This is a genomic window from Brevundimonas sp., from assembly GCF_018608325.1.
GTDB lineage: Bacteria > Pseudomonadota > Alphaproteobacteria > Caulobacterales > Caulobacteraceae > Brevundimonas.
Map to the genome: position 1 here is coordinate 1 of NZ_JABAZW010000155.1, position 21,799 is coordinate 21,799.

The following is a 21,799-nucleotide window of genomic DNA, read 5'->3' on the forward strand; positions in this document are numbered from 1 at the left end:
GCCGCCAGAAGCGGCCGCGTTCCGGCTCGGGATAGGGCTGCAGGTTCTCGACAAACTGCTCGGCGGACGCGCGCCAGCTGAACTTCTCAGCGTAGGCGCGCACGTCCTTGCGGTCGAGCTTCAGGCACTCCAGGCAGGCGGTTTTCAGGTCCTTGTCGATCGCGCCCGCGTTTGATCCGGGGATGATGTCGATCGGGCCGTGGGCCGGATAGGCGGCGACGGGCGTGCCGGTCGCCATGGCCTCAAGGATCACCAGGCCGAAGGTGTCGGTCCAGCTGGGGAAGACGAAGACGTCGGCGTCGCGGAAGCAGCGGGCCAGATCGTCCCCGAACTTGGCGCCCAGGAACTTGGCCTCAGGGTATTTCTCCTGCAGTTCGGCGCGAGCGGGGCCGTCGCCGACGATGATCTTGGTGCCGGGCAGATCCAGCTGGAGGAAGGACTCGATGTTCTTCTCCACCGCCACGCGACCGACGTTCAGGAAGAAGGGGCGCGGCCAGTCCTTGCCGCCCAGTTCGTCGTAGATGCGTTCCAGATCGGGGTTGAACACCTCGGTGTCCACGCCGCGCGACCAGGGGGAGACGTTCTTGAAGCCGTGCTCGACCAGTTCGTCGCGCAGCGTCGGTGTCGCCACCATCAGGCGGCCGGACGGCTTGTGGAACCACTTCATATAGGCGTAGCCGACCTGCACCGGGATCGGGAAACGCGCCGAGACATATTCCGGGAATTTGGTGTGATAGCTGGTCGTGAACGGCAGCTTCCATTCCACGCAGATGCGGCGCGTGGCGATGCCGATGGGGCCTTCGGTGGCGATGTGCACGGCCTCGGGCTCGAAGGCGCGCAGCATTTCGCGAATCTCCTCCTCGGCCCCCAGCGCCAGCCGGATTTCGGGATAGGTGGGGCAGGGGATGGTCTTGAACAGGCTGGGTTCGATGACCTCGACATCATGACCCATGGCGCGGCATTCCGCGATCGTGCGGGTCAGGGTGCGGACGACGCCGTTGACCTGGGGTTCCCAGGCGTCGGTGGCCAGAACGATACGCATTGAGGCGGGCGGACCCTGAGCCGTTAATCAAGAGCGGAACTTCTAGCCGCTTCGGATGACGATGGCGAGACGGATGCTAGATCGGCAGCACGGTTGTCGACTTCACCTCTTCGAGAACGGCGTAGGTGCGGGTTTCGCGCACCCCCGGCATCCGCACCAGAACATCGCCCAGAAAGGCGCGATAGGCGTCCATGTCGCCGACGCGGGCCTTGATCAGATAGTCGAAGCCGCCCGCGACCATGTGGCATTCCAGAACCTCGGGCTGGGTGCGGACGGCCTCGGCGAAGGCCTCGAAGACGTCGCCGGTGGTGCGGTCCAGCAGGACCTCGACGAAGATCAGCAGATCACGTCCGACCTGGGCCGGGTCGATCATGGCGGCATAGCCGGTGATGATCTTTTTTTCGCGCAGGCGTTTGACCCGCTCGAAACAGGCTGCGGGCGACAGATTACAGCGTCGAGCCAGTTCGGCGTTGGAGATACGGGCGTCAGTTTGCAGTACGCGCAGGATGCGGCGGTCGACGGCGTCGATTTCGATCATCGGAAACCTGGCCCTTTATGCGAATGATCTTCGGTCTGGTCGTCTATCATACGAAGCACCTTCAATGAACTCCGGCATATAGGGCTTAAATCCACAGGATTTGCCTCGCCATGACCACTTCAGCCTTCACGCCTTCAAGCTTGGCCGCCTGGGACGGCCTGGACGCGCACAAGTTTCAGAACGAGCGCGAGGCCGTCGCCGCCAATCTGGCGCGCATCCCGCAGAATGCGACCGAACGCGCCGCCGTGGTTGACGAAGCGGTCGCCCTGGTCGAGCACGCACGCCGCAGCCAGAAGAAGCAGGGGGTGGTCGAAAGCTTTCTGCAGCAGTTTTCGCTGGGCACGCGCGAGGGGCTGGCCCTGATGTGCCTGGCCGAGGCCCTGCTGCGCGTGCCGGACGAGGAGACGCGCGACCGCCTGATCGCCGAAAAAATCGGTTCCGCCGACTGGGCCGCGCATCTGGGTCAATCCGACAGCCTGTTCGTCAACGCCTCGACCTGGGGTCTGATGCTGACTGGCAAGCTGGTCGATGTGGATGACGAGGCCAAAACCGACCTGTCCGGCTTCCTGAAGCGGATTGCGGGCCGGATCGGAGAGCCGGTCATCCGTCAGGCCGTCGCCACCGCCGTCAAGATCATGGGCGAGCAGTTCGTCGTCGGCCGCACCATTCAGGGCGCGCTGAAACGGTCGAACAAGGAAGGCTGGCTGTGCAGCTTCGACATGCTGGGCGAGGGCGCCCGCACCGTCGCTGACGCCGACCGCTATGAGAAGATCTACGCCGACGCCATCGAGGCGGTGGGCAAGACGTCAAAAGGGCAGGGGCCGGAACACGGTCACGGCGTGTCGGTGAAACTGTCGGCCCTGTCGCCTCGCTATGAGGCGACGCACGAGGATGACGTCTGGGCGACCCTGTATCCCCGCATCCTGCGTCTGGCCCAGATCGCGGCCAAATACGACATCAACTATACGATGGACGCCGAAGAAGCGGACCGTCTGGCCCTGTCGCTGAAGCTGCTGGATCGACTGGCGCATGAGCCGTCGCTGGGCGGTTGGACCGGCTTGGGTCTGGCGGTTCAGGCCTATCAGAAGCGCGGTCTGGAGACGATTGAGCGGGTCGCCGATCTGGCGCGCCGTTCGGGGCGTCGCCTGATGGTGCGTCTGGTCAAGGGCGCCTATTGGGACACCGAGATCAAGCGCGCCCAGGTCTTCGGCCGCACTGACTATCCGGTCTTCACGACCAAGGCGGCGACGGACCTGAACTATCTAGTTTGTGCAAAAACCATGATCGAGGCCTCGCCCGCTCTCTATTCCCAGTTCGCCAGCCATAATGCCCACACTCTGGCCGCCGTGCGTCGCATGGCGCGTGACCGTGGCGTCACCGTCGAGCACCAGCGCCTGCATGGCATGGGCGAGGCTCTGTACGACGCCGCCATCGAGAAATGGTCCGACGAGACGGTGATCGTTCGCGCCTACGCCCCCGTCGGCGGGCACGAAGAGCTGCTGCCTTATCTGGTGCGCCGCCTGCTGGAGAACGGCGCTAACTCCTCCTTCGTCCACGCCCTGCTGGACGAGCGTGTTCCCGCCTCGGCCGTTGCGGCTGATCCTATTTCCCTGGTCGAGCAGGCGCCCGACCGTCACCCCAAGATTCCGGTTCCGCAAGACATGTACGGCGATCGTCAGAACTCCCTCGGCCGCGATTATTCTCAAGCCGCCGACCGCGAAGCCCACGCCAAGGCGCTGCAGCTGGTCGACCGTGAGAAGCTGACCTCTGGCCCTATTGTCGGCGGCAAGCTGCGCGCCGGGATCAATGCGCAGGACGTGACCAATCCGTTCGACCGGTCGCAGGTGCTGGGCCATGTGTCGGAAACGACCGAGGCCGATATCGACGCCGCCGTCGAGGCCGCCGCCAATGCCCAGGTTCATTGGGACCGTCAGGGCGGCGCCAAGCGCGCCGTGATCCTGCGCGCCATGGGCGATGCGCTGGAAGCCGACATAGACCGTCTGGTCGCCCTGCTCAGCCGCGAGGCGGGCAAGACCCTGAACGACGGCGTCGCCGAGGTGCGCGAGGCCGCTGACTTCTGCCGCTACTACGCCCTGTTGGCCGAGCGTGACTTCTCCGCGCCCGAGACGCTGAAGGGGCCGACCGGCGAAACCAATCAACTGATCCTGCACGGACGCGGCGTCTTCGCCTGCATCAGCCCGTGGAACTTCCCGCTGGCCATCTTCACCGGTCAGATCGCCGCCGCTCTGGCCGCTGGGAACGCGGTGCTGGCCAAGCCTGCCGAACAGACGCCTCTTATCGCTGCTGAAGCCGTGCGTCTGTACCACAAGGCGGGCCTGAATCCTGATCTGCTCGCCCTCGTCCCCGGTCGGGGTGAGACGGTCGGCGCGGCTCTGGTCACGCATCCGGTCATCGACGGCGTCGCCTTCACCGGCGGCACGGATACGGCCGCCGCAATCAACCGCTCCATCGCCGCCCGCCCCGGCGCGATCATCCCCTTCATCGCTGAAACCGGTGGTTTGAACGGCATGTTCATCGACACCACGGCTTTGAAGGAACAGGTCATCGATGACGTGATCCTGTCGGCCTTCGGCTCAGCGGGGCAGCGCTGCTCGGCCCTGCGCGTCCTCTATGTGCCCAAGGATTCCGCCGACGCCCTGATCGAGGGGCTGAAGGGCGCTCTGGCTGTCCAGACCGTCGCCGACCCCGCCGATCCCAAGACCGACATCGGTCCGGTCATCGACCCGGAATCGCGTCGCGCTCTGGAGGCCCACGTCGAGCGTCTGTCGAAGGAAGCCAGGATCATCGCCCGGGCCGACCTGCCGCTGGGCGCCGAAAAGGGCGATCTGTTCGCCCCGACCATCGCCGAAATCCCCACGCCCGACTTTTTGGAACGCGAGGTCTTCGGCCCGATCCTTCACATCTACCGCTACGCGCCGTCCGATCTGAAGACGGTCGCGGGCAAGCTGGCCGCACGCGGCTACGGCCTGACCCTTGGCGTTCACAGCCGCATCGAGGCCTTTGCGGATGAGGTCGTCTCTCTGGTTCCCGCCGGCAACGTCTACGTCAACCGCTCCATCACCGGCGCCGTCGTCGGCGTCCAACCCTTCGGCGGCGAAGGCCTGTCCGGCACCGGCCCCAAGGCCGGCGGCCCCAACAGCCTGATCCGCTACGCGGCGGAGAAGGCCATCAGCGTGAACATTGCGGCCCAGGGCGGGGATCCGGCGTTGTTGAATCTATAAGTCGCGAACATAGAAGAATCGCACATCCTGAACGGCTAGGCCCTCCTGACTCATCGGGGCGGCCAAGCTTAGGAGGCCCACGCTGAGAGGCGGGGTCAAGACGAGAGATGCCGTAAAGGGCGCCCCAAGCTCTTCTGACGCCTGGATCTTGCGGGTCTGACCATCGGTTTGGGCGCTAAGCTGGCTCAAGACCACCGTCGAACCCTCAAGCACGGTTAGGGCGATCCTCTCCACTTTGCGTTCAGGGTGCGGGTTGAGCACGGTCGCTGCTGTTTGCATGCGACGAAGCTCGATCCGGTCGCGATTCAACTCTGGCACCGACCATCCCCAACCCATGAAGGGGGACAGGGGGCCAACCACGGCCAGGGTTTCATCATCCGCGCTTCCTGAGACTGTGGACGCCGATTCGATCAAACGGCGGGCCTGTTCTCGATCACCGTCATCCGGAGTTTCCGAACGGTTGGCGCGGTCATGGATCAGCGCCAGCATATAGGCGACGACGTCTTCGATAAGCTGATTTTGACGCCGCAATTCTTGACCCAGTCGGGTTTCAATCTGGGCGGCTATGCCCGCCAACCGTTGTTCGGTTTCGGTCAGACGGCGCCGGGTTTCCACGGCGGCGGCCTCTTCGCTTTGATGAGGCGCAAGAACTGTACGCCAGAGGGTCGTCATGGCCGGGGCGTGAATCAGTTCGATGACGCCACCCTCGGCGGAAAAGTCCGAAGGCTCTATCGGCATGGTGAAAGTGACGATCGCGCCGCCGCCTTCATGCGCAGATGGCGGACCGACTTCGACAGGGCGGAGCAGAACGCCATTGATACGGCCTAAGATCACCGGACGTTCGACGCCGTTCCGCCTGTTCAGGGCGCGACCTTTCACCATGCCGTTTTGGAGTGTCGCTGAAACCTCCTCCAGCGCGCCATTACCGGTCAAGGCGACCGCTTCGGCTTCAGAGATGATGGCGAGCGGCGATGAGGCCTCGCTTCCATCTTCCCAGGCCACTCTTATTTCCGCGGGAAGGGTGACATGAGGTAGGCGTTCGACCTCAAGCTCGACCAGAACGTCTTCATCGCCCACGTTCACAGGGCGGCCAAGGGGCACGCCGCGCAAATAGGGCGTTAGCTGTCCTCCGCGACCGGTCGTTCGCACCTGCAGGCGCAGGCCGCCCAGTGTTCTAAGCGGTGATTGAAATTGATGGCGAGGTGAAATCTCAGTCATGTTCTCAAAGCTTTATATACTCGGTGCCTTATGTTTGGATGATCATCCGAGCAAGATCATCGTAGGCGCGCTGGGTAGTCTGCATGTAGTCGATATAGGTGCGCATGGATGCGGAGGTGACATCCCTGCGCAGCGAGGGACTGCTTAGGTAGTTGCGCATGATCTGGGCTAGGTCTGTGATCGTTGGAGCCGTTTGGGCTTCGTGAAACGCCGTCAATCCGCGAAAGGCCTCTGAGGTGCCGAGTACAGGGCGGCCATAGGCCAGCGCCTCCACCGTCTTGATTTTCAAGCCAGTGCCAGCGGACATCGGATTGATGACGCAGGCTGCAAGATCATAGAAGTCGCCTGGATCGTCCAGCACGCCCAGAATACGTGGATGGCTTTGGAAGGGGATCGGTTGACGACAGATGGAGCCCGCCATCATCCAGTTCAGTGGAGGAGAGGTTGTCGTAAGAGCGGCGTCCAGCGCACGAATGGATGCGACGTTCCATGGATTGCCGCTGGCGAAGTATCCGAATGGTTCGGCCGTTACATCATCACGGGGCGACAGAAAGCGGGCATGGACAGGATGGCCGACAGTGAGAACGGATGCTTCGGTTCTGGGAAGCAGAAGCTGACGCTCTTCGTGCTGAATTGCGATGATCACATCTGCGCGGTCTAGTCCGCGCGCTTCTTCCTCGATGCTGGTGAAGTACCAAGATGGCTCCAGGCCGGCGGAAATGGCCAGATGGGCGCGGTCGCCAAAGATATCATGAGTGTCCAGAATACGCAGTGGCCGGTCAATGCCGATCAAGCAGGCGGAGAGCCAGACGTAGTTGACGATGACAGCACGATAGTCGTGATCCTTGCAGAGTTGGCGGACTTTCTGAACCAGTTCTGCCGGACACCAATCATCCAGGCCCCAATAGGCGGCATGCGATTGTTTTGCATGCGGGCGCCCCTCGACGATATGAAGTTGCGACCATTCGCGACGCATTCTGTTTTCAATCTCGGGATTCCAATCGTCGAGCACATAATAGAGGACATCGACTTCGAACCCTCGCGCCTTAAGTTCTCTGCCGAAGGCCAGGATGCGCGCCGAATTGCCTTGGGTCGCCGGATTGGTCTGGGTCGGGGTCACCATCAGGACGCGTGGAGCAGCAGGCCTCATGGGTGTCGGGCACCTATGTATGCGCCGGGGCGGTTGGGCGACGGATCTATGGCGTAACGCAGATCTTCGGGCGCATCAGCGCCGACGATTGCCAAGCTGGCGTTTGGCGTCTCTTGTCCTAGAGGGCCGATCCACTGGACTTCAGTTTCTGGCGACATCCATGCGGTCAACTTCTTGAAGGGTTGGGTCAGGGTCTTACGGGCGGCATGGTTTCGCGCTTGCCTGATGCTTTGGGCAAGGCGTTCCGCATATCGACCCATATTTAGCTCGTCTGCGGCATATCGCGCAGCACCCTCGCCTATGGCGCGGCGCATGGCGGGATTGTTCAGCAAATGAGAAAGAACAAATTTCAACTCTTCCGCACCGCCGAGTGCGGACATCTTGGCCACCGCCATGTCCGGGATTTCCGCATAGGAGCCCGTATCGGAAACCAGCGTGCAAATACCCATTCCCAGTGCGCGTGCGAGGGAGCCTGAACTCTCTCCCACCGAGGGGAAGCGAAGGTTTAGCAATATGTCGGCAATGGCGACGTGGTCATCAAGCGCTTGCTCATCCAGATAGCCGGTCGTGTGAAACCTACCCTCTAGGCTGGAGTGAGCTTGGGTCAACTCCTGCAGATTGAAATCCCCGTGGTCAGGGGCACCAGCATGAATCCACCGAATAGCGGGGTCTTTGCGGGCCAATTCGCCAACCGCGCGAGCGATGATGTTAAAACGTTTAGCGCGCGTGGCAAACCCCGCTGTGACGATGAGTTTGTCTGTGTCGTCGAAACCCAGCTTCTGACGTAGCATTTGCGGGTCTTGCGCATCGGCGGCCATGGCGAAATGGGGTATCACGTCCACTTTTTGAGCGGCATCGTCGCCATGGTGCGCTCTGATGAACTGTTTCGCGTAACGCGAATGCACGACCACGCGATGTGAACGCGAGATAAGCTCTGGCAGCATGCTGGCCAGCATATAGGGCAGTTTGGGGGTCGGCTGTTTGTTCAGCAGGCGTTCGGCCGTTCGTTGCGAAAGGCGCAGATTGGAGCGTCGCGCCAAGCCGACCATCTCATCGTCAGACAGCGCGAGGGACTCATAGAGATATAAAAGATTCAGATCATGCAACAAAACCAGACCGGGTTGCACCAAAGCGGTTCTTAACTCTTGTGTGTGATGCCAGTTGTTGCCGATTTGATAGAGATTAAGTCCGTGCGGAGCTCGTGCGGCTCGTGTGTGAACCCTGATTCCCTTGGGAGCCTTGCCGTCTGACGTGCCGGTCACGACCGATTGCCTGCAATAAGGCTTGAGGGCTTCCATCATGCGCCATGCATAATCCGCGATGCCGTTTCTGGCGGGCGGTAGGGGCGTGTGATGGATGACAGCCGGGCGCGTCATTTTTAAGCGGGCGTGGTGACGGAGGTGGACTTAATTTCTTGGTGCAGGTCGTCAGCTTCAGCGATGGCGCAAATGACGTGGTACAGGCTGCTTGCGCGCGCCGGCTCTTCCTGAGCGATTCCGTCGGAATCGAAATGCTCCCACCATGAACCCTTTACAGGATGGTCGAAATAACGGCGCAAATTCTTCAGGCCGTCAGCGACGTCTTGCAACGTCCGAACCCTGGAGACATCGGAGGTGTTTAGGCGGTGCTGCGCGACCTTGGCCTTCAGTCGTTCGGTCTGGGGCCAAAGGCGGAACCGCCCGTCACGCTTGTTCGAGCTGCTGTCTAACTCATTGAAGGCGAGTCCTATATCGGGGCACACGCCGTGAGCCTCGGCCAGATCATGCATACGCCGTCCGGCCGACAGGGCCTTCTCATCGTCTTGCATCAACCCCCAGCGCACCAACAGCCATGACCACTCGAACAGATGCCCCGGTTCAACCATGTCGTTCGGCGGCGACAAAATCAGATTCCAGTCGCCATCGAGAAACTCGTGAAGTGCATCGGTTTCGGGGTTGATAAATCGCAAGAGGCACAGGTCGACAATTTCACGCGCCAGGATTTGCCAGCGGAGGCTTTGCCCTGCGCTCTGCCAGGCTAGCGTGGCTTCCAGCATATGCACATGAGGATTGGCTTTTAAAGGCAGGGTGCGCGGCGACGATTCTTCAAATCCGCCCTGAGGGTGCTTGAAGCTGGCTTCCATATGATCGAGCAGGCTAAGCGCCATAGCCTCATGAAGCTCAGATCTATCCGGCTGCGCCTTTGCGACGGCAGCGAGACCGAACAGGGCAAAGGCGTGGTCATACAAGTCGAAGTCGGCTGAAGCGACAAGGCCGTCTGAGCGTACCGAAGAATAGACGCCGCCGTCAGGACGCAGGCTCTTTTTAGTGAAAAATTCGAGGCCGTGGTTGACGAGGGCGGCTGCGGGACCGTTCCACCCTAGCGCTGCACTGGTGGCGAACGCATAGATCTGGCGCGCAACCAGGCGCGTGCGCCGAGGGTCGTCTATGACTTCGCCTTGAGGGGTAAGTCGTTCGAAAAATCCGCCGTCGCGTCGGTCGACGCCGCGGTCGGCCCATAAAGGCAATGCCGCATCGAACAGCCAGTCACGTGTCGTCTGGAGTTCAGCTTCAAACGTCTGGAACGAATTTTCCATTTGTTGCGCCTTGGATCAGAGTTGTAGTGAGTTGAGATCGGCGACGACCTTGAAGCCTGCGGCCGCGCATTGTTGAAGCACCTTGACGTTGTCGCTGACGATTAATCCGTGTTCGCTCAATATTGGCCAGCGCTGATCAAATACGCCCTCTCGCAGTTGATCGATGGGCATGGTTCCAATGGAGTGATCCAAGGATGAGGCGTTAGGCATATCGAGAGCGAAAACCCTCCATCCGTTCTTGCGGCCGGCCACGATCCATTCGGCCGCAGCAGTGAAAGACGGGTCGATCAACAGAGTCGGTTTGCGCCTTTGCGTGAAAATTTCCGTCTGTGCGCGTTCAAAGTCGTCTGGAATGCCGATGTCTATGAAATAGGCGTCGTGTTCTATACCGCTCAATCTTCCGGCTCGTGCAAGAATAGGCAGGACATCTTGCTCAAGAGATCCGTTTTGCGGCAGGTGTTCTATGATTTCACGGCGAAACATGTAAACGCCGGCATTGATCAAACCAGGTCCGTTTTGCTCTGCTCTACCTCCAAACTCGCGGACGTGAGAGCCATTTAGGGCGATGGCTCCATATCGGCTGCGATCAGCTACAGAACGCAGGCTTAGCGCGCCAAGAATGTCAGGCGAGTTTTTGAGGCACTGGCCGAGATCGTGAATAGGAGCGTCAAACCAGGAGTCGCCATTCAGCAGATAGAATTGTTCATGTAACTGGTCGCGCCCATGCCAAAGGGCACCGCCGGTTCCAGCGCGATCAGGTTCGATTGAAACCTGGATATCCAAGCTGGGCAGACTGTTTCTAACCTGATCGGCGAACTGGAGGATCTGGGCATTCTCGAAAGCGGCGAGCAATAGGAAGTCACGCACGCCTTGCGTTGCCAGTTCATCGATCAAAATCGATAGGAATGGCCGTCCCGCCACCGGGAGCAGCGGCTTGGGGGTTGATCGCGTCAGAGCGCCGAGACGGCTGCCGAGGCCGCCGCATAGGATGACCGCTTGGCGGGAGGGGGAGGTCATGAAGAATTCGCCTAAGCGCCTAGAGAGCGCCACGACAAGGCGCCTTCCTTCGTGAATTTGCACGGAAGCAGCCTGCCGTCCTGACGCTCGAGAACATCAACAACACGTTGCCGACGTTCAGGGGGGCAAAGTATCATCAGAAAGCCCCCGCCCCCGGCGCCGGAAACCTTGCCTGCTACAGCGCCCTGCGTCAGTGCAAGTTCAAGAATACGTTCGATTTCAGTGTTGCTGATGGCGGAAGACGTCGCCTTTTTGGCCTCCCAGCCTCGTCTCAAGGTGGCGGCAATGCGGTCAAAATCGCTGGTCAGCAGCGCTTCTTTCATATCAAGCGCCTCCTGCTTTAGCTGCTGCATCGCCGAAAGAGATTTCTGATCAGCAATCTTCACCTTTTCGCGTTGTGTTTCGATTATCTGCGCCGATGATCTTGATTGGCCAGTATAATAGAGAACTAAAGACGCCTCGAGTTCCCGAATCACGCCTGTTGGGAGGCGTAATGGGTTGACGATAACGCGGTCCTGGTCGTGAAATTCCATGAAGTTGAAGCCACCAAAGGCGGCTGCGTACTGATCTTGTTTGCCGCCAGAAAGCTTGAGGTCTTCTCTTTCTATGCTGAATGCCAGTCGCGCTAGATCATACTCCCCCAAAGGAAGGGCTAGATGCGCCCTGAATGCTTCAAGCAAGGCGACAACAAGGGCTGATGATCCGCCCATGCCTGAACCGCTAGGTACGTCTACCGTGGTTCGAACCGTGACCGGGATCGGGTGGCCGCCGTTGAAGTCGCGTACAACGCGGTTGTAGACGCCTCTGTGCAGCAAGGTCGTGGAATCAATGGGTAACTGTTCTGTCGCCCGATGAGTAAAGGACTCGTTTTGTTCAAGCGCCTCGAACAAGACTTGGTCGTCGTTACGCGGGGTCAGATGGGCATATGCATAGAGGGCGACGGTCGCATTCATTATGAAGCCGCCATGGGTATCGCAGAATGGCGACAGATCTGTTCCGCCCCCAGCAAAACCAAGTCTTAGAGGTGCGCGAGCGCGAAGTGGTGCGTTGTTCGGCTTGATCATAATCTCTCTAAGGGCTTTGAATGAAGTTCGAATTAATCGTAGCCTTCAACAAGATGCGATTTCGATGGGGGGATTGAATCGTACACTTGGTAGAATGCTTCAACTAATCTCATGCTTGAATAAATCTGCCTTTCATTTCCGGAAACCCATTCATTGGCGAGTGATCGTTGCAGGTTTTTACCTTTGAATGTGATTGGCTCGCGCGCTTTCATACCGTAAGTGCTTGATACATAAGGTAAGGTTGGTAGTTCTATCTCATTCAGCGTGTAGGGAAAGTTTTCAAGGTTATGATTTTCTATGTCCTTTATCGGAATCTCAATATTTGATGACTTCATCATGCGCTTTAGCGTCTCGAAAAGAACTGAATTTTTCGGATGATTCATAGAATAAAATAAAGATTCGGTCTTAAATCTTTCTTCTATGAAGTCTGATATTGTAATGTCGCAAACCCTTTCTCTGGTCTTGAGTCTAGAAAGTGACTCTTCTGCTGGTAGGGTAATGCCGTTCGATGGTTCTGCTTTTGATGTGAAGATGCGGTGTGCTTCTAGTGTCGTCTTTCCAGAGCGCCAGGAATTTTCGATTTGATCGAAATGATAATCGCTAATGGGGCCTGTAACTTTCGTCCCATTTTCGGAGTACATATAGCGAATGCCGGGAAAATATCCGTCAAAATATATGTTGGGCCATATCAAATGCCGCCCGGAAGCCAGTTTTTGCAACTGACTGGGCCTAATATATTCGGCACCATGATCCTCGGATACACGTTGTGCAAATATGAAATCTGCGGAAAGTATATCCTCTTTTGTTTTTTCGGACAAGAATGCGGGTATGTCATATACTGGAGGGGCTATAATGACGTCTATTTTTGCCCCCAAAAAATGGACGAGCTGCGTTAGAGCAGAGGCCTGGCAATTTCCGGTGAATACAATTTTCATTTATATATTCTTGATCGCTATTCCGCATTGACCATTGTGGAAATGAAAAGAGTTGTAAATTTCCAAATCCTTGTAGCCAAGATTTTCCAGTCTTTCTGGACTTATGATCTGGATATGCCCGTCGCTGGCAGGTGAGCGCTCGTTGATAGGGCAGGCTAGGACGACGTAGCGGCGCGCGATGCGTTCGAGTTGCGCGATAAAGGGCTCGATTTCGGGGAGATGTTCGATCGTGTGGCTGCAAATCACTAGGTCGTAGCTGTTCTCCGAAAGGTTGAATATGTCTTCGCAAATTGCGCTTATGTCCTTGAATTCGTGACTAACGATTTTTTCCAAAGTCGGATCGAGGTCAAGTCCGACGACGGGGTCGAATTTCAGCCTTGTAAATGCACCTGGGTGGTGCAACAGGCGTAGTAAGGCGGTTCCAGCGCCCGTCCGCGACCCTACATCTAAAAGGCTGAGAGTCTCGGGCCCCGTCACGCGTCGAGCGATGAAGTGGGAGATGTCGCCATAGAAGTGCAGGGACTGGCTATCGCACCTGAGCCGTAAGAGGTGTTCTGCGTCGACGTCATGCGGGAGCGGGTCGAAAATGCTGGCGACAGTCGGAAGCATCGCAGGCTCCATAATTTAATACGGTTGACTACTTACGTTGGGGGGCGTTTGGGTGTCGAGAAGAAAAGTGCTCGAAAGCAGGATTTCCGTGGTGGTCAGTCACCTTCGTATCTTATCGTGGACTTGCCGGATAGGTTTTGTCCGTAAAGTTTGAGAACGACATGTCTACAGTGGAGCTTGTTTCCCCTATCCCGCCAATAATGACGGGGACGGCATCCTACATGCGGTTGATCGCTCAGAAGATCGGAGCGGTTTCAGCGGCGATCGGGGGGGTGCGCGTGGTTACGGATGGGGATGCATGGGCTCGTGATGGGCTCGGAGGTGAAATGCCTCGTGAATTTCATGGCCTTGACGTCGTTTCGTGGCGGGAGGTCGATGAGAATCCAGGTCACGAAGTGACGCGAGTATATTTTTTGGCTAACAACGACAAGCATGTCTTCGTCCACAAAATGCTGGCTCAGCAGTCAGCTGCCTCTGAGGGGCGTGTTGTCGCGGTGCTGCATGATCCGTCGATGTTCATGGTGCACCGGCATATGGAACGATTTGATGGGGCGTTTTCTTTTTCGGATTTGATCGAGGCGGGGAGAAGTCAGCTTGGGCGTGCGAGCGAAAGGTTGATGGTCGCTCGAATCAATGAATGGCTGCCGCAGGCCTTCGACTTTGGCGTGCACTGCATGGGGCCGACGTTGAGGAAATGCGACGAGTTATGGGCGCATAGCTTGTATGGTGCCAATCGGGTGCGTTTTGAGAACGACTTTTCCGGCGCGCGATGCCGCACTGTGCGTATATGTGCGCATCCTACGGCCGATGTCTTAGGAAATGACCATCAGCACCGGAAGAATGGGGACGATTTTAATATCGGTGTCTTTGGCTGGGTGACGCCTCCCAAGCGCGTGGATAGCGTTCTGCGAGCATTGGCGCTCGCTCTGGATCGAATGGATGCGGTCACCCGAAGTCGTGTGCGCCTGAGGATTGTCGGCCGTCGACCTCCTAAGTCTGATTATGATCCGGAGAAACTAGTTTCGCAGTTGAGCATTGGCAGCGCGGTCGAGTTTATCGACTACCCATCGACTGAGCTTTTTGAGCAACTCATTGCTCGGAGCGATTTGATCTTCAATCTGCGTTATCCATCATGTGGGGAGAGCAGCGGCACTCTAGCGTCAGCAGAACATCTGGGGGTGCGCATTGTCGCTAGCCGTTATCAGGCGTTTCGTGAGGCGGTAGGTGTTTGGCGCTTTATCAGCGTCGCGCAACCCTATGAGGTCTGGGAGGCGGCCGACGCCATTGTTGAGGCCGTGTCGGATGTGTCGAGGGGCCGGCGTGGGGCTCTCGCTCCTCCGTCTTCCGGCGTGGCGCCCATAGACAAGTTATTGTTGAACGAAATTCTGAGGAGCAAGGTTGGGTTGCAATGAGAGCGGCGAGGCGAAACATCCGGCGTGTCATGAAGGCGGTAAGGCGTAGATTTCGGCGGCTGCGCGGCGGAGAGATGGCTGCGAGGTTGAAGGACTTGGAGAGCGCACAGGCTTCGAACAGCCTAGAACTCGCTCAGTTGCGAGCCGATCTGCAAATGACGTCTGTTCGCCAGCAGGCGCTGGTAGACTATTATGAAACGCGTATTGATAGAATATACGCACGCCTATCTTCAGACCTGGCGAGCGGATCCGCTGTATCATTAGTTGTCGAGGTGGATGGTGACGCGGATGAGCGTTTAGAGGATGGGTTCCGAAAGGTCTTTCGCCTGCGCGATGATTACGCCTCTATATCTGTGGATAGGGTGCTGAGTGACCGTCTTCAGATCGGGCGAATTGAGGCTCCCCTTACACTCCAGGGATTTCGTTTGAACCGCAGCATCGCGCGTGAATTGGGGGATCGCGTGTTGGTGTCGGGTGTGGATGAAGGGCGTTCGCCGACTGCGTTGTATGGGCCGTACAAAAAATTGGGACCTGGTCGTTATAAGGTCTTGCTTAGAATGAAATTCCTGGCCGGAAAGTACAAGAAGAATGACCGGGGGATTTTGTTCGATATTTTTTGCCCGGTATTGAACAAGGTGATTGCATCAGGGGCGGCTGTCGCCTCAGTCGGTGCTGATGAAGAAAAAAACATATCTCTTGAAATTGACTGGTCGCCTTTGAATTCCAATTCTGAATTAGAGCTTCGAGTTCATCAAAGATCTGTCCGAAGTGTTGAGTTGTTGGGATTTGAAATCCGCGTTGGTGATGACGGATGAATAATCGTAAGCCTAGATTTGTATTAATCGATCCCAGTTTTGATGGCACCAAGGGGGATAAGTGGCAGTACGCGGTTGCATTTGCGCAGTCGGCGCAAGCAGCAGGTTATGACTTCCACCTTGTTTCCAATGAGGCTTCACCAAGCATATCCGGAGAGCTGTCGGGCATTTGGGAGCATCGACTGTTCCGGTATGCCTTCTATGAGCATGACAAAATTGTCTCGCGACATGATCGAAGTCCGGAGCATCTGCGCGAAAAAGGAAGGGTGGCTCGTTTCGCTCGGTTGGTGGCCAGCAGGGAAAAGGCTGTAGGCAAGGCTTGGGAGAGCGATGATCGCGGCGGCGTTGAGCTTGGAGAACGTCGTCTGCGTTCGATAAAGCGTGAAGCTGCGCGGTGTGCTGCGGAACGTGAGGTGCGTGCAGCGCAACTTCAGACGCTTCCGTTTAATCGTGACGATTATGCTGAGGCTTTGAGTAAGGCTCTTGTAGATCTTAAATTAGATAAGGGCGATTGCCTGTTCTTTCATACCGTCACCCCCGCAATGATGGAGAGTTTATCTGAAGTTAGTTTGAAGTTGGGAATTGATTCGACTATAAATGTTGATGCTTACTTCCTTTTCCATTTTGGTGCTGAAGCCACTGACGCCAGAACTTTCTTGGATAGGTATCATTCATATTCTCATTTTGGCAGCCTGGTTGATAGATTGAGGTCGGGTTCGCCTTTTAGACGTCAGTATTATTTGACGACGTGCTCGGAACTTTCAGAAGAATGTGAAGGCCTATTTGGTCTTCCGTTTGGAAAATTTGATGGCTTGGTCAATCTTGACGCTATTTTTCGTGCGTTGAAGGGTGAACGAAATGAACAACGTATGCGCCGGCAGCGGCAAGGACAGGCCCTGGCGGAGCGACAGATGCGCGTCGGGGTCCGCGCGTCTGACCTGACCGTAGAGGGACTAAAGGCCCTAAAACAGAGTGTGAAGTTTTTTAAGGCGAGGGGCGAGCCGCTTGACCTGCGGGTTATGTATCACGCTGGTTCGCTACCCCTGTTGCGTAACGCGGCAGCTTTTCTTGGCAATGACGTTCGGTTTGTGAATACCGACGAAAACGATCAGTACATATCAGAGCTGGCTAATAGTGACGTCGTTATCTTGCCTTATATCGCCGAGCGCTATGAAAAGCGAGTAAGCGCTGTTTTGCATGATTGTTCTGTTTTGGGGGTGGCGTGCATTGTTCCTGATGGAACAACCTTGGCTAAATCAGAAAATTATGCGGACATTGCGGTATATTCGGACTTGACGGAATTGCCGGGTTTGCTGCTCAGGCTTTGGCGCTCACAAACAGATGAAGCACAAGAAAAATCTCGGGATGCGAAGCTTGAACGCGCGCGTGCTCTTTATGCGTCTGATGTGGTGACGCGCTTGCTGGGCGCGATGCCGAAGCCGTCTTTGGAGGTGATGCGTGTCGGTCCTAAGGCCGTGGTGATCATGCCGGCTTGGGGGCGTTGTGGAAGTTCCTTCGCGATGGAGGCGCAGGTTCGGTATCTGTTAAGTGCAGGTTTCTTCGTTGTTCAAATATTTGTTCATGATAAGCCAGAAAGGCCTCAGGATGTAATTTCATATTTTTGGTCTATTCTAAATCAAAATTCACAATTCACACGCGGTAATGTTCAGCGTGTTGTTTTCGCGACGATTGAATCCGTGGACCGTCTGGAGAATTCGGACGAATATTTGACGGCTTCCACTTTCGAGCAATTTCAGCAACGAATTGCTGCGGCAGAAATCTATGACGCTGATGTTGAAGCCTTTTGCCGTCAGGCGCAGTTGACAGTTGTGAACCACATCTTCCACAGCGGCTTTGCTCATCGTTGGTGCAAAGGTGCGATGATTCTGGAAACACACGACATTCAATCCTATCAGATGGTGAATTGGCCTTTACGTAACGCAGGCACAGATCAGCCTGCGACGCTTGGCGATTTGCTTGGTGACGAGATGGCAGAAGTGTCCCGGTACGATCACGTTATAAACGTGGCGCCGGAAGAGCACGCGGTCTTGTCTCTGGCGGCTAAGTCATCGACGCTGATCATCCCTTACGTACCAAAAAACGAAATGAATTCGTCGATATTCACTGTTGAGCAGATGGCGGCTGAGAACGGCTGGGGTGAATGGTACAAAGACATGAAGCGGATACCTTTGCTGCTGGTGGGAGACGCTCATGCCGCTAATCTGGAGGCAGGCGAATGGTTTATCACTGAGGTGTTCCGCCCCTATCTTCAACCGAAAGGCATAATTCTGTCTGTCGTTGGTAAGCTGGCGCACGCGCTTTTTGCTAAGTTTGAAGGTGAACCCTATGTTCTGTTCACTGGTTATGTTCATGATTTGACGACCCTGCGCGCACTTAGTGATGTTTGCGTCCTGCCCGATCAACGAGGGACGGGTATTTCAATTAAGGCGCTTGAGGCTTTTGCTGAAGGCGCTGCAGTCGTTGCCACGAATGTCGCTCTGCGAGGTTTGGGGGAACCGGTACAGAACATGCCGCGCTTTGATGAACCTGAGGCCTTTGCTCGAGAAGTGTTGCGCTTATTGGAGGATGGTGAAGCGCGCGAGGCATCTCGCGTCCAAGCGCTCGCGGTCTATGAGGCTGTGTCAGGCCTTGCGCGATTCGAGCGGCATTGGGATGCGATATTGTCCGAGTTGAACAGCATCAATGGAGGCCAGAAAGACGGAGGGAGGCGATGACATCTCATCTTCGACCGATCGTGGAGGTCGTTGTGCGTCAAGGCGTTGATGATGGATATGTCGCCGCACGTATGGATGTCACTCTATCGTCGTTGCTGGCGGCCCAGGAAAGCGAGGGTGATTTCGTTGTGAGCGTATGGCTAAATCCAGGCAATCAAATCGATCCGATTTGTGATCGATTTCCTCAACTGAAGATCAAGGCAGTTGACGCGAATTCTCGAGCGACAGCTTCGTCGCCTGCGGATTTGAGCTTTGCCTTCACGGCAAGGCAGCCGTTCTTTGTTGTTGTGGAAGCGGGACAAAGCCTTCCCTGTAGCTTGGGCCGCACGACCCTGGTTGAGAATGGCAGGGCTGTGCTGAACATACGCACCGGTCCATCAGACTTGTCTCGAGTATGGCGCGACGGTCTTTACGTCGGAGGGATCGCGGCAGCGAATGACATGTCACTACATGAAGGGTTGTTCGTATATGCGACGATGCTTGCCGAACGCGCCCATATTCTCTTAACGGCGCTGCATGGTGCAGACCTGCTGGCGCTGGTGACGGCAGGAATCGACGGTCCAGCGGCTTATGTCACGGCTAACGACGACCGCTTAGCAGATTGGCACTGTGTTCGCCGTGTACCGGCGGCGCCATTGGTGCTGGCGCCTGCTCCGGACGTGCGGGGGTTGGGTCGAAGTCGGTCGTTGGATCGAATCTATGCCCAGTTGTTCAAGGTGGTGTAAGCATCTGAGCCGTGCACTGGGGCCACGCGTGTCAATCGACACTCTTTGAAGCGAAATCGACCCTGAAGTTGTGCCGCGTCGGTCGCGACAAGACAGTGAGCGGCATCAGGACGGTCAAAGTGGCTTTCCAGAGATGCGATGTAGGCGCCGGATGCCCGGACGATGGTGGTGAATTGTGTGCGTTGCAGGGCGCCGCCGCCCCACTGCACCGATAAGCGGGGCGCTCCTTCCTGAACATCGACGTCGAATTCCAGATCCACGCGCCACATGCCGGCGGGCAGAAAGATGTGCGGGCCGGAAAGCAGATGGCGAGCTCTGCCTGACAAGTCATGCCAGCCTTCCGCATCTGTCAGGAACCCTGGGGAACTGGCCAGGAGGCTTTGCGTGAAGGAAGAGGTTTCGCCCTCGAGGATGTTCAGATCCGAGAACGCGGTCAGTTCGGGGGCTCCAGCGCGATCCTGGTCCTGGATGACGTCAAATCCTACGGGGTGACCGCCAATCAACAGCCGTTCTTCCGTGACGATGTCTGCGCCATGTTCCGCCAACCAGAGGGATGCGGCAAGGCCTTCCGATCCATGTGTGACCGCCCATGCCCTGCCCATCTCCGGATGTAACGTCTGGAACAGGCGAACACAGTCCTCGCTGCCAGGAGGGGGCACGATAATCCAGTCGCCGGCCAAGGGTGTGAGATTCACATAATCAAGCTGTTGGTAAAGATTGACTGCGCTTGCTGGCGCGGCGACATGGGCGTCTGTCGCGCGGTCGCCGATAAACTGGGCGCTTAATCCACGAGCGGTGGCAGCGGCCTCAATGGCTTGACGCGCGTGGCCCGCACGCCAGGATGGCGGAATGAAGATATGCAAAGGGCGGGACATCAGGCCGCTCGAAGCCAGCTATAGACATCAACGGCTTCATTGATGTCATCGAACATCTTGGCCTTGCCGCTCTCGATGATGAGTGCTCGGTCGCAAAGGCTCGCAATCAAATTCATGTCGTGGGACGCCATTATGAAGGCGCGTTCCTGACGGCGCTCGAAGAGTTCGATCTGGCATTTTCGTTGAAAGCGGCTGTCGCCGACAGCCACTAATTCATCGATCAGGTAGCAATCGAATTCAATAGCCAGAGATAGACCAAAAGCGAGGCGTGCGCGCATGCCGGAAGAATAGTGTTTGACGGGCAGGGTCAGATTTGTCCCTAATTCAGCAAAATCATCAACACGGCGAAGAGTATTCTCTATGTCTTTGCGGTAGAGACGAGCGAGGAAGCGTATGTTGTCCAGCCCCGAGAGGCTTCCTTGAAAGCCTCCGCCGAAGCCAATCGGCCAAGATGCGGTGCAGCGCCAGTCGATGCCGCCCTTGGTTTGAGCCAAAGCGCCACCCAACATTTTGATAAGTGTAGATTTTCCTTGTCCGTTTCGCCCAAGTAGGGCCAGGCGGCCGGACTTCCGCAGATCAAAGCTCAGATCTTTGAAGACGGAATGTCCATTAGGGTAGGTTTTGGCCAAATTCCGCACCCGTAGAGCGAGCGGAGTTTTATCGTTGAGGGCGGAAGACGTCATTCGTGGCGATGCTCTCGGATGCCGGCCCACATCAGGTATCCACACCCGTAGAGAAGCGAGAAACTGGCGAAGATGGCGAGAATAGCCAGCCAGCGCCGCGGCTCAATAGGCTTGTCGGGCAGGTTCGGCTCAACGATCCGGTCAAGGAACAGGTGCTGGCGCCGGGCGTCCACTTGTGCGCCTTCCAACGCCTGGTTGGCTGCAGCGAGGGTGCGAGTGGCCATCTCGCGCTCAAAGACGAGCGCTTCATAGGCGCCGATCTTGGGGGCGAGTGAGCCAGAGTCGCCTGCGATCTTGGCGCGCTCCTGTTCAATCTGTTTGCGGAAGGCGTCGATCCGACGATCCAGCGTCGGCAAAAGCGGGCTTGAAGGGGTTTCAGAGGTGATCTGGCGGCGTTCGGCTTCAAGCGTGGCCAGTTCGGCCATCAGCCGCCCCAGCAATGTGGCGCTTTGCGCAGCTAGGCCGGCCGGATCGACGATTTGTTCGCGGTTACGGAAGGTAGTCAGAGCTGTTTGGGCTTCCTGCAGCCGGGCAGCAGCGTCGCGTGTTGTCCGTTCAGCCTCCGAGACGGCGGCTTGAGATGATCTTTCATTGATGGTGTTCACGACATTCTCGCCGCCTGCGAGAAGCGTTTCGGCGATGTTCTTGGCGTCCTTGGGATTGAAGGCCTGAACGCGGATCGTGCTGATGCCCGTAGTGGAGTCATAGCCGACGTGCAGGAAGCCCTCGACGCCCTTGTAGAGATCTTCCTTAGTGTTGGAGCTCCACGGTTTGTGCGCGCGCGAAAAAGGGTCGGCCTGCGGTGGGGAGAAGACACGACCCAAATCGTGCCGTGATTGCAGGAAATCCACCGCTGATCGTGATTTGACGAATTCATGAACCATGAAGGTGTCGGTCGCCGTGGCGGAGAGGCCGACGCCAGATAGCGCCAAACCCAAAGCACCCGGACCGGATTGATCGGCCCGCCTGACAATGAAGTTTGCTTCGGAGACGTATCGTGGCGAGGCGATCAACAGAAAATAGATTGCGGCCAACAGAGTCGGCAATCCGACGATGATAGCCACCGACAAAAATAGGGGTTTGCGCCACCACGGCTGGGGTGCCGATTTTTTTTCTAGTCCATCGAGTGGTCCGATGAAACGGATTTCAGCGTGTTCGGACATG

General features: G+C 57.2%; 18 protein-coding genes. 5 read left to right on the plus strand and 13 right to left on the minus strand.

Features of this window, described 5'->3' with window-relative positions; translation table 11 throughout:
* Together QZ281_RS15370 and QZ281_RS15375 are read right to left on the minus strand one after the other, a co-directional pair.
* Nucleotides 1-1,042, minus strand: a 1,042-nt coding sequence (locus tag QZ281_RS15370; protein ID WP_292229842.1) for a glycosyltransferase family 1 protein, incomplete at its 3' end; no start/stop codon positions are given.
* Nucleotides 1,043-1,118: 76 nt separating this feature from the next.
* Entirely contained in the window at nt 1,119-1,580 is a 462-nt protein-coding gene (locus tag QZ281_RS15375) for an Lrp/AsnC ligand binding domain-containing protein (protein ID WP_292229844.1), read from the minus strand.
* Between the two features lie 110 nt (nt 1,581-1,690).
* Between QZ281_RS15375 and putA the strand changes: the two genes are divergently transcribed.
* Nucleotides 1,691-4,822: a bifunctional proline dehydrogenase/L-glutamate gamma-semialdehyde dehydrogenase PutA gene (gene putA, locus QZ281_RS15380; RefSeq protein ID WP_292229846.1), complete on the plus strand. Its 3,132-nt coding sequence runs from the start codon at nt 1,691-1,693 to the stop codon at nt 4,820-4,822.
* Here the strand turns inward: putA and QZ281_RS15385 are convergent.
* From QZ281_RS15385 to QZ281_RS15420, 8 genes are all read right to left on the minus strand, one after another.
* Nucleotides 4,817-6,040 (minus strand): hypothetical protein, encoded by a 1,224-nt coding sequence (locus QZ281_RS15385; RefSeq protein ID WP_292229848.1) that lies wholly within the window; start codon nt 6,038-6,040, stop codon nt 4,817-4,819. The two genes, putA and QZ281_RS15385, sit on opposite strands and share 6 nt — an antisense overlap.
* 28 nt (nt 6,041-6,068) lie before the next feature.
* Nucleotides 6,069-7,163, minus strand: a complete 1,095-nt coding sequence (locus tag QZ281_RS15390) for a glycosyltransferase (protein ID WP_292229850.1) — start codon at nt 7,161-7,163, stop codon at nt 6,069-6,071.
* 23 nt (nt 7,164-7,186) lie between these two features.
* Nucleotides 7,187-8,491, minus strand: coding sequence for a glycosyltransferase (locus tag QZ281_RS15395; RefSeq protein WP_292229852.1), 1,305 nt, complete (start codon nt 8,489-8,491; stop codon nt 7,187-7,189).
* Between the two features lie 77 nt (nt 8,492-8,568).
* Nucleotides 8,569-9,765 carry an AGE family epimerase/isomerase gene (locus QZ281_RS15400; protein ID WP_292229854.1) on the minus strand — a complete coding sequence of 399 codons (1,197 nt, stop codon included), beginning with the start codon at nt 9,763-9,765 and terminating at the stop codon, nt 8,569-8,571.
* Between the two features lie 15 nt (nt 9,766-9,780).
* A complete protein-coding gene (locus QZ281_RS15405) occupies nt 9,781-10,782 on the minus strand; it encodes a sugar phosphate nucleotidyltransferase (RefSeq protein ID WP_292229855.1) in 1,002 nt (333 codons plus the stop codon).
* A gap of 11 nt (nt 10,783-10,793) precedes the next feature.
* The gene (locus tag QZ281_RS15410; RefSeq protein WP_292229857.1) at nt 10,794-11,846 is read right to left on the minus strand and encodes a dehydrogenase; all 1,053 of its coding nucleotides are present in this window, start codon (nt 11,844-11,846) and stop codon (nt 10,794-10,796) included.
* Between the two features lie 32 nt (nt 11,847-11,878).
* A complete protein-coding gene (locus tag QZ281_RS15415; RefSeq protein WP_292229859.1) occupies nt 11,879-12,781 on the minus strand; it encodes a WcbI family polysaccharide biosynthesis putative acetyltransferase in 903 nt (300 codons plus the stop codon).
* A complete protein-coding gene (locus QZ281_RS15420) occupies nt 12,782-13,390 on the minus strand; it encodes a class I SAM-dependent methyltransferase (RefSeq protein WP_292229861.1) in 609 nt (202 codons plus the stop codon).
* Between the two features lie 221 nt (nt 13,391-13,611).
* Here QZ281_RS15420 and QZ281_RS15425 point away from each other — a divergent pair, with 221 nt between their 5' ends.
* The 4 genes from QZ281_RS15425 (at nt 13,612) to QZ281_RS15440 (ending at nt 19,077) form a co-directional block, all read left to right on the plus strand.
* Nucleotides 13,612-14,802: a glycosyltransferase gene (locus QZ281_RS15425; protein WP_292229863.1), complete on the plus strand. Its 1,191-nt coding sequence runs from the start codon at nt 13,612-13,614 to the stop codon at nt 14,800-14,802.
* Between the two features lie 86 nt (nt 14,803-14,888).
* Nucleotides 14,889-15,617 carry a hypothetical protein gene (locus QZ281_RS15430; RefSeq protein ID WP_292229865.1) on the plus strand — a complete coding sequence of 243 codons (729 nt, stop codon included), beginning with the start codon at nt 14,889-14,891 and terminating at the stop codon, nt 15,615-15,617.
* Nucleotides 15,614-18,352, plus strand: a complete 2,739-nt coding sequence (locus tag QZ281_RS15435) for a glycosyltransferase family 4 protein (protein WP_292229867.1) — start codon at nt 15,614-15,616, stop codon at nt 18,350-18,352. Before QZ281_RS15430 ends, QZ281_RS15435 begins: the two co-directional genes overlap by 4 nt.
* Entirely contained in the window at nt 18,349-19,077 is a 729-nt protein-coding gene (locus QZ281_RS15440) for a hypothetical protein (protein ID WP_292229869.1), read from the plus strand. The genes QZ281_RS15435 and QZ281_RS15440 overlap by 4 nt, the downstream gene beginning before the upstream one ends.
* Here QZ281_RS15440 and QZ281_RS15445 read toward each other — a convergent pair.
* The 3 genes from QZ281_RS15445 to QZ281_RS15455 are packed head-to-tail and all read right to left on the minus strand — an operon-like array spanning nt 19,050 to nt 21,798.
* Nucleotides 19,050-19,952, minus strand: coding sequence for a hypothetical protein (locus QZ281_RS15445; protein WP_292229870.1), 903 nt, complete (start codon nt 19,950-19,952; stop codon nt 19,050-19,052). The genes QZ281_RS15440 and QZ281_RS15445 overlap by 28 nt on opposite strands.
* Nucleotides 19,952-20,635: an ABC transporter ATP-binding protein gene (locus QZ281_RS15450; RefSeq protein ID WP_292229872.1), complete on the minus strand. Its 684-nt coding sequence runs from the start codon at nt 20,633-20,635 to the stop codon at nt 19,952-19,954. The genes QZ281_RS15445 and QZ281_RS15450 overlap by 1 nt, the downstream gene beginning before the upstream one ends.
* Complete coding sequence (locus QZ281_RS15455) at nt 20,632-21,798, minus strand: chain-length determining protein (protein ID WP_292229874.1); 1,167 nt, start codon at nt 21,796-21,798, stop codon at nt 20,632-20,634. Before QZ281_RS15455 ends, QZ281_RS15450 begins: the two co-directional genes overlap by 4 nt.
* Between the last annotated feature and the right edge of the window lies 1 nt (nt 21,799).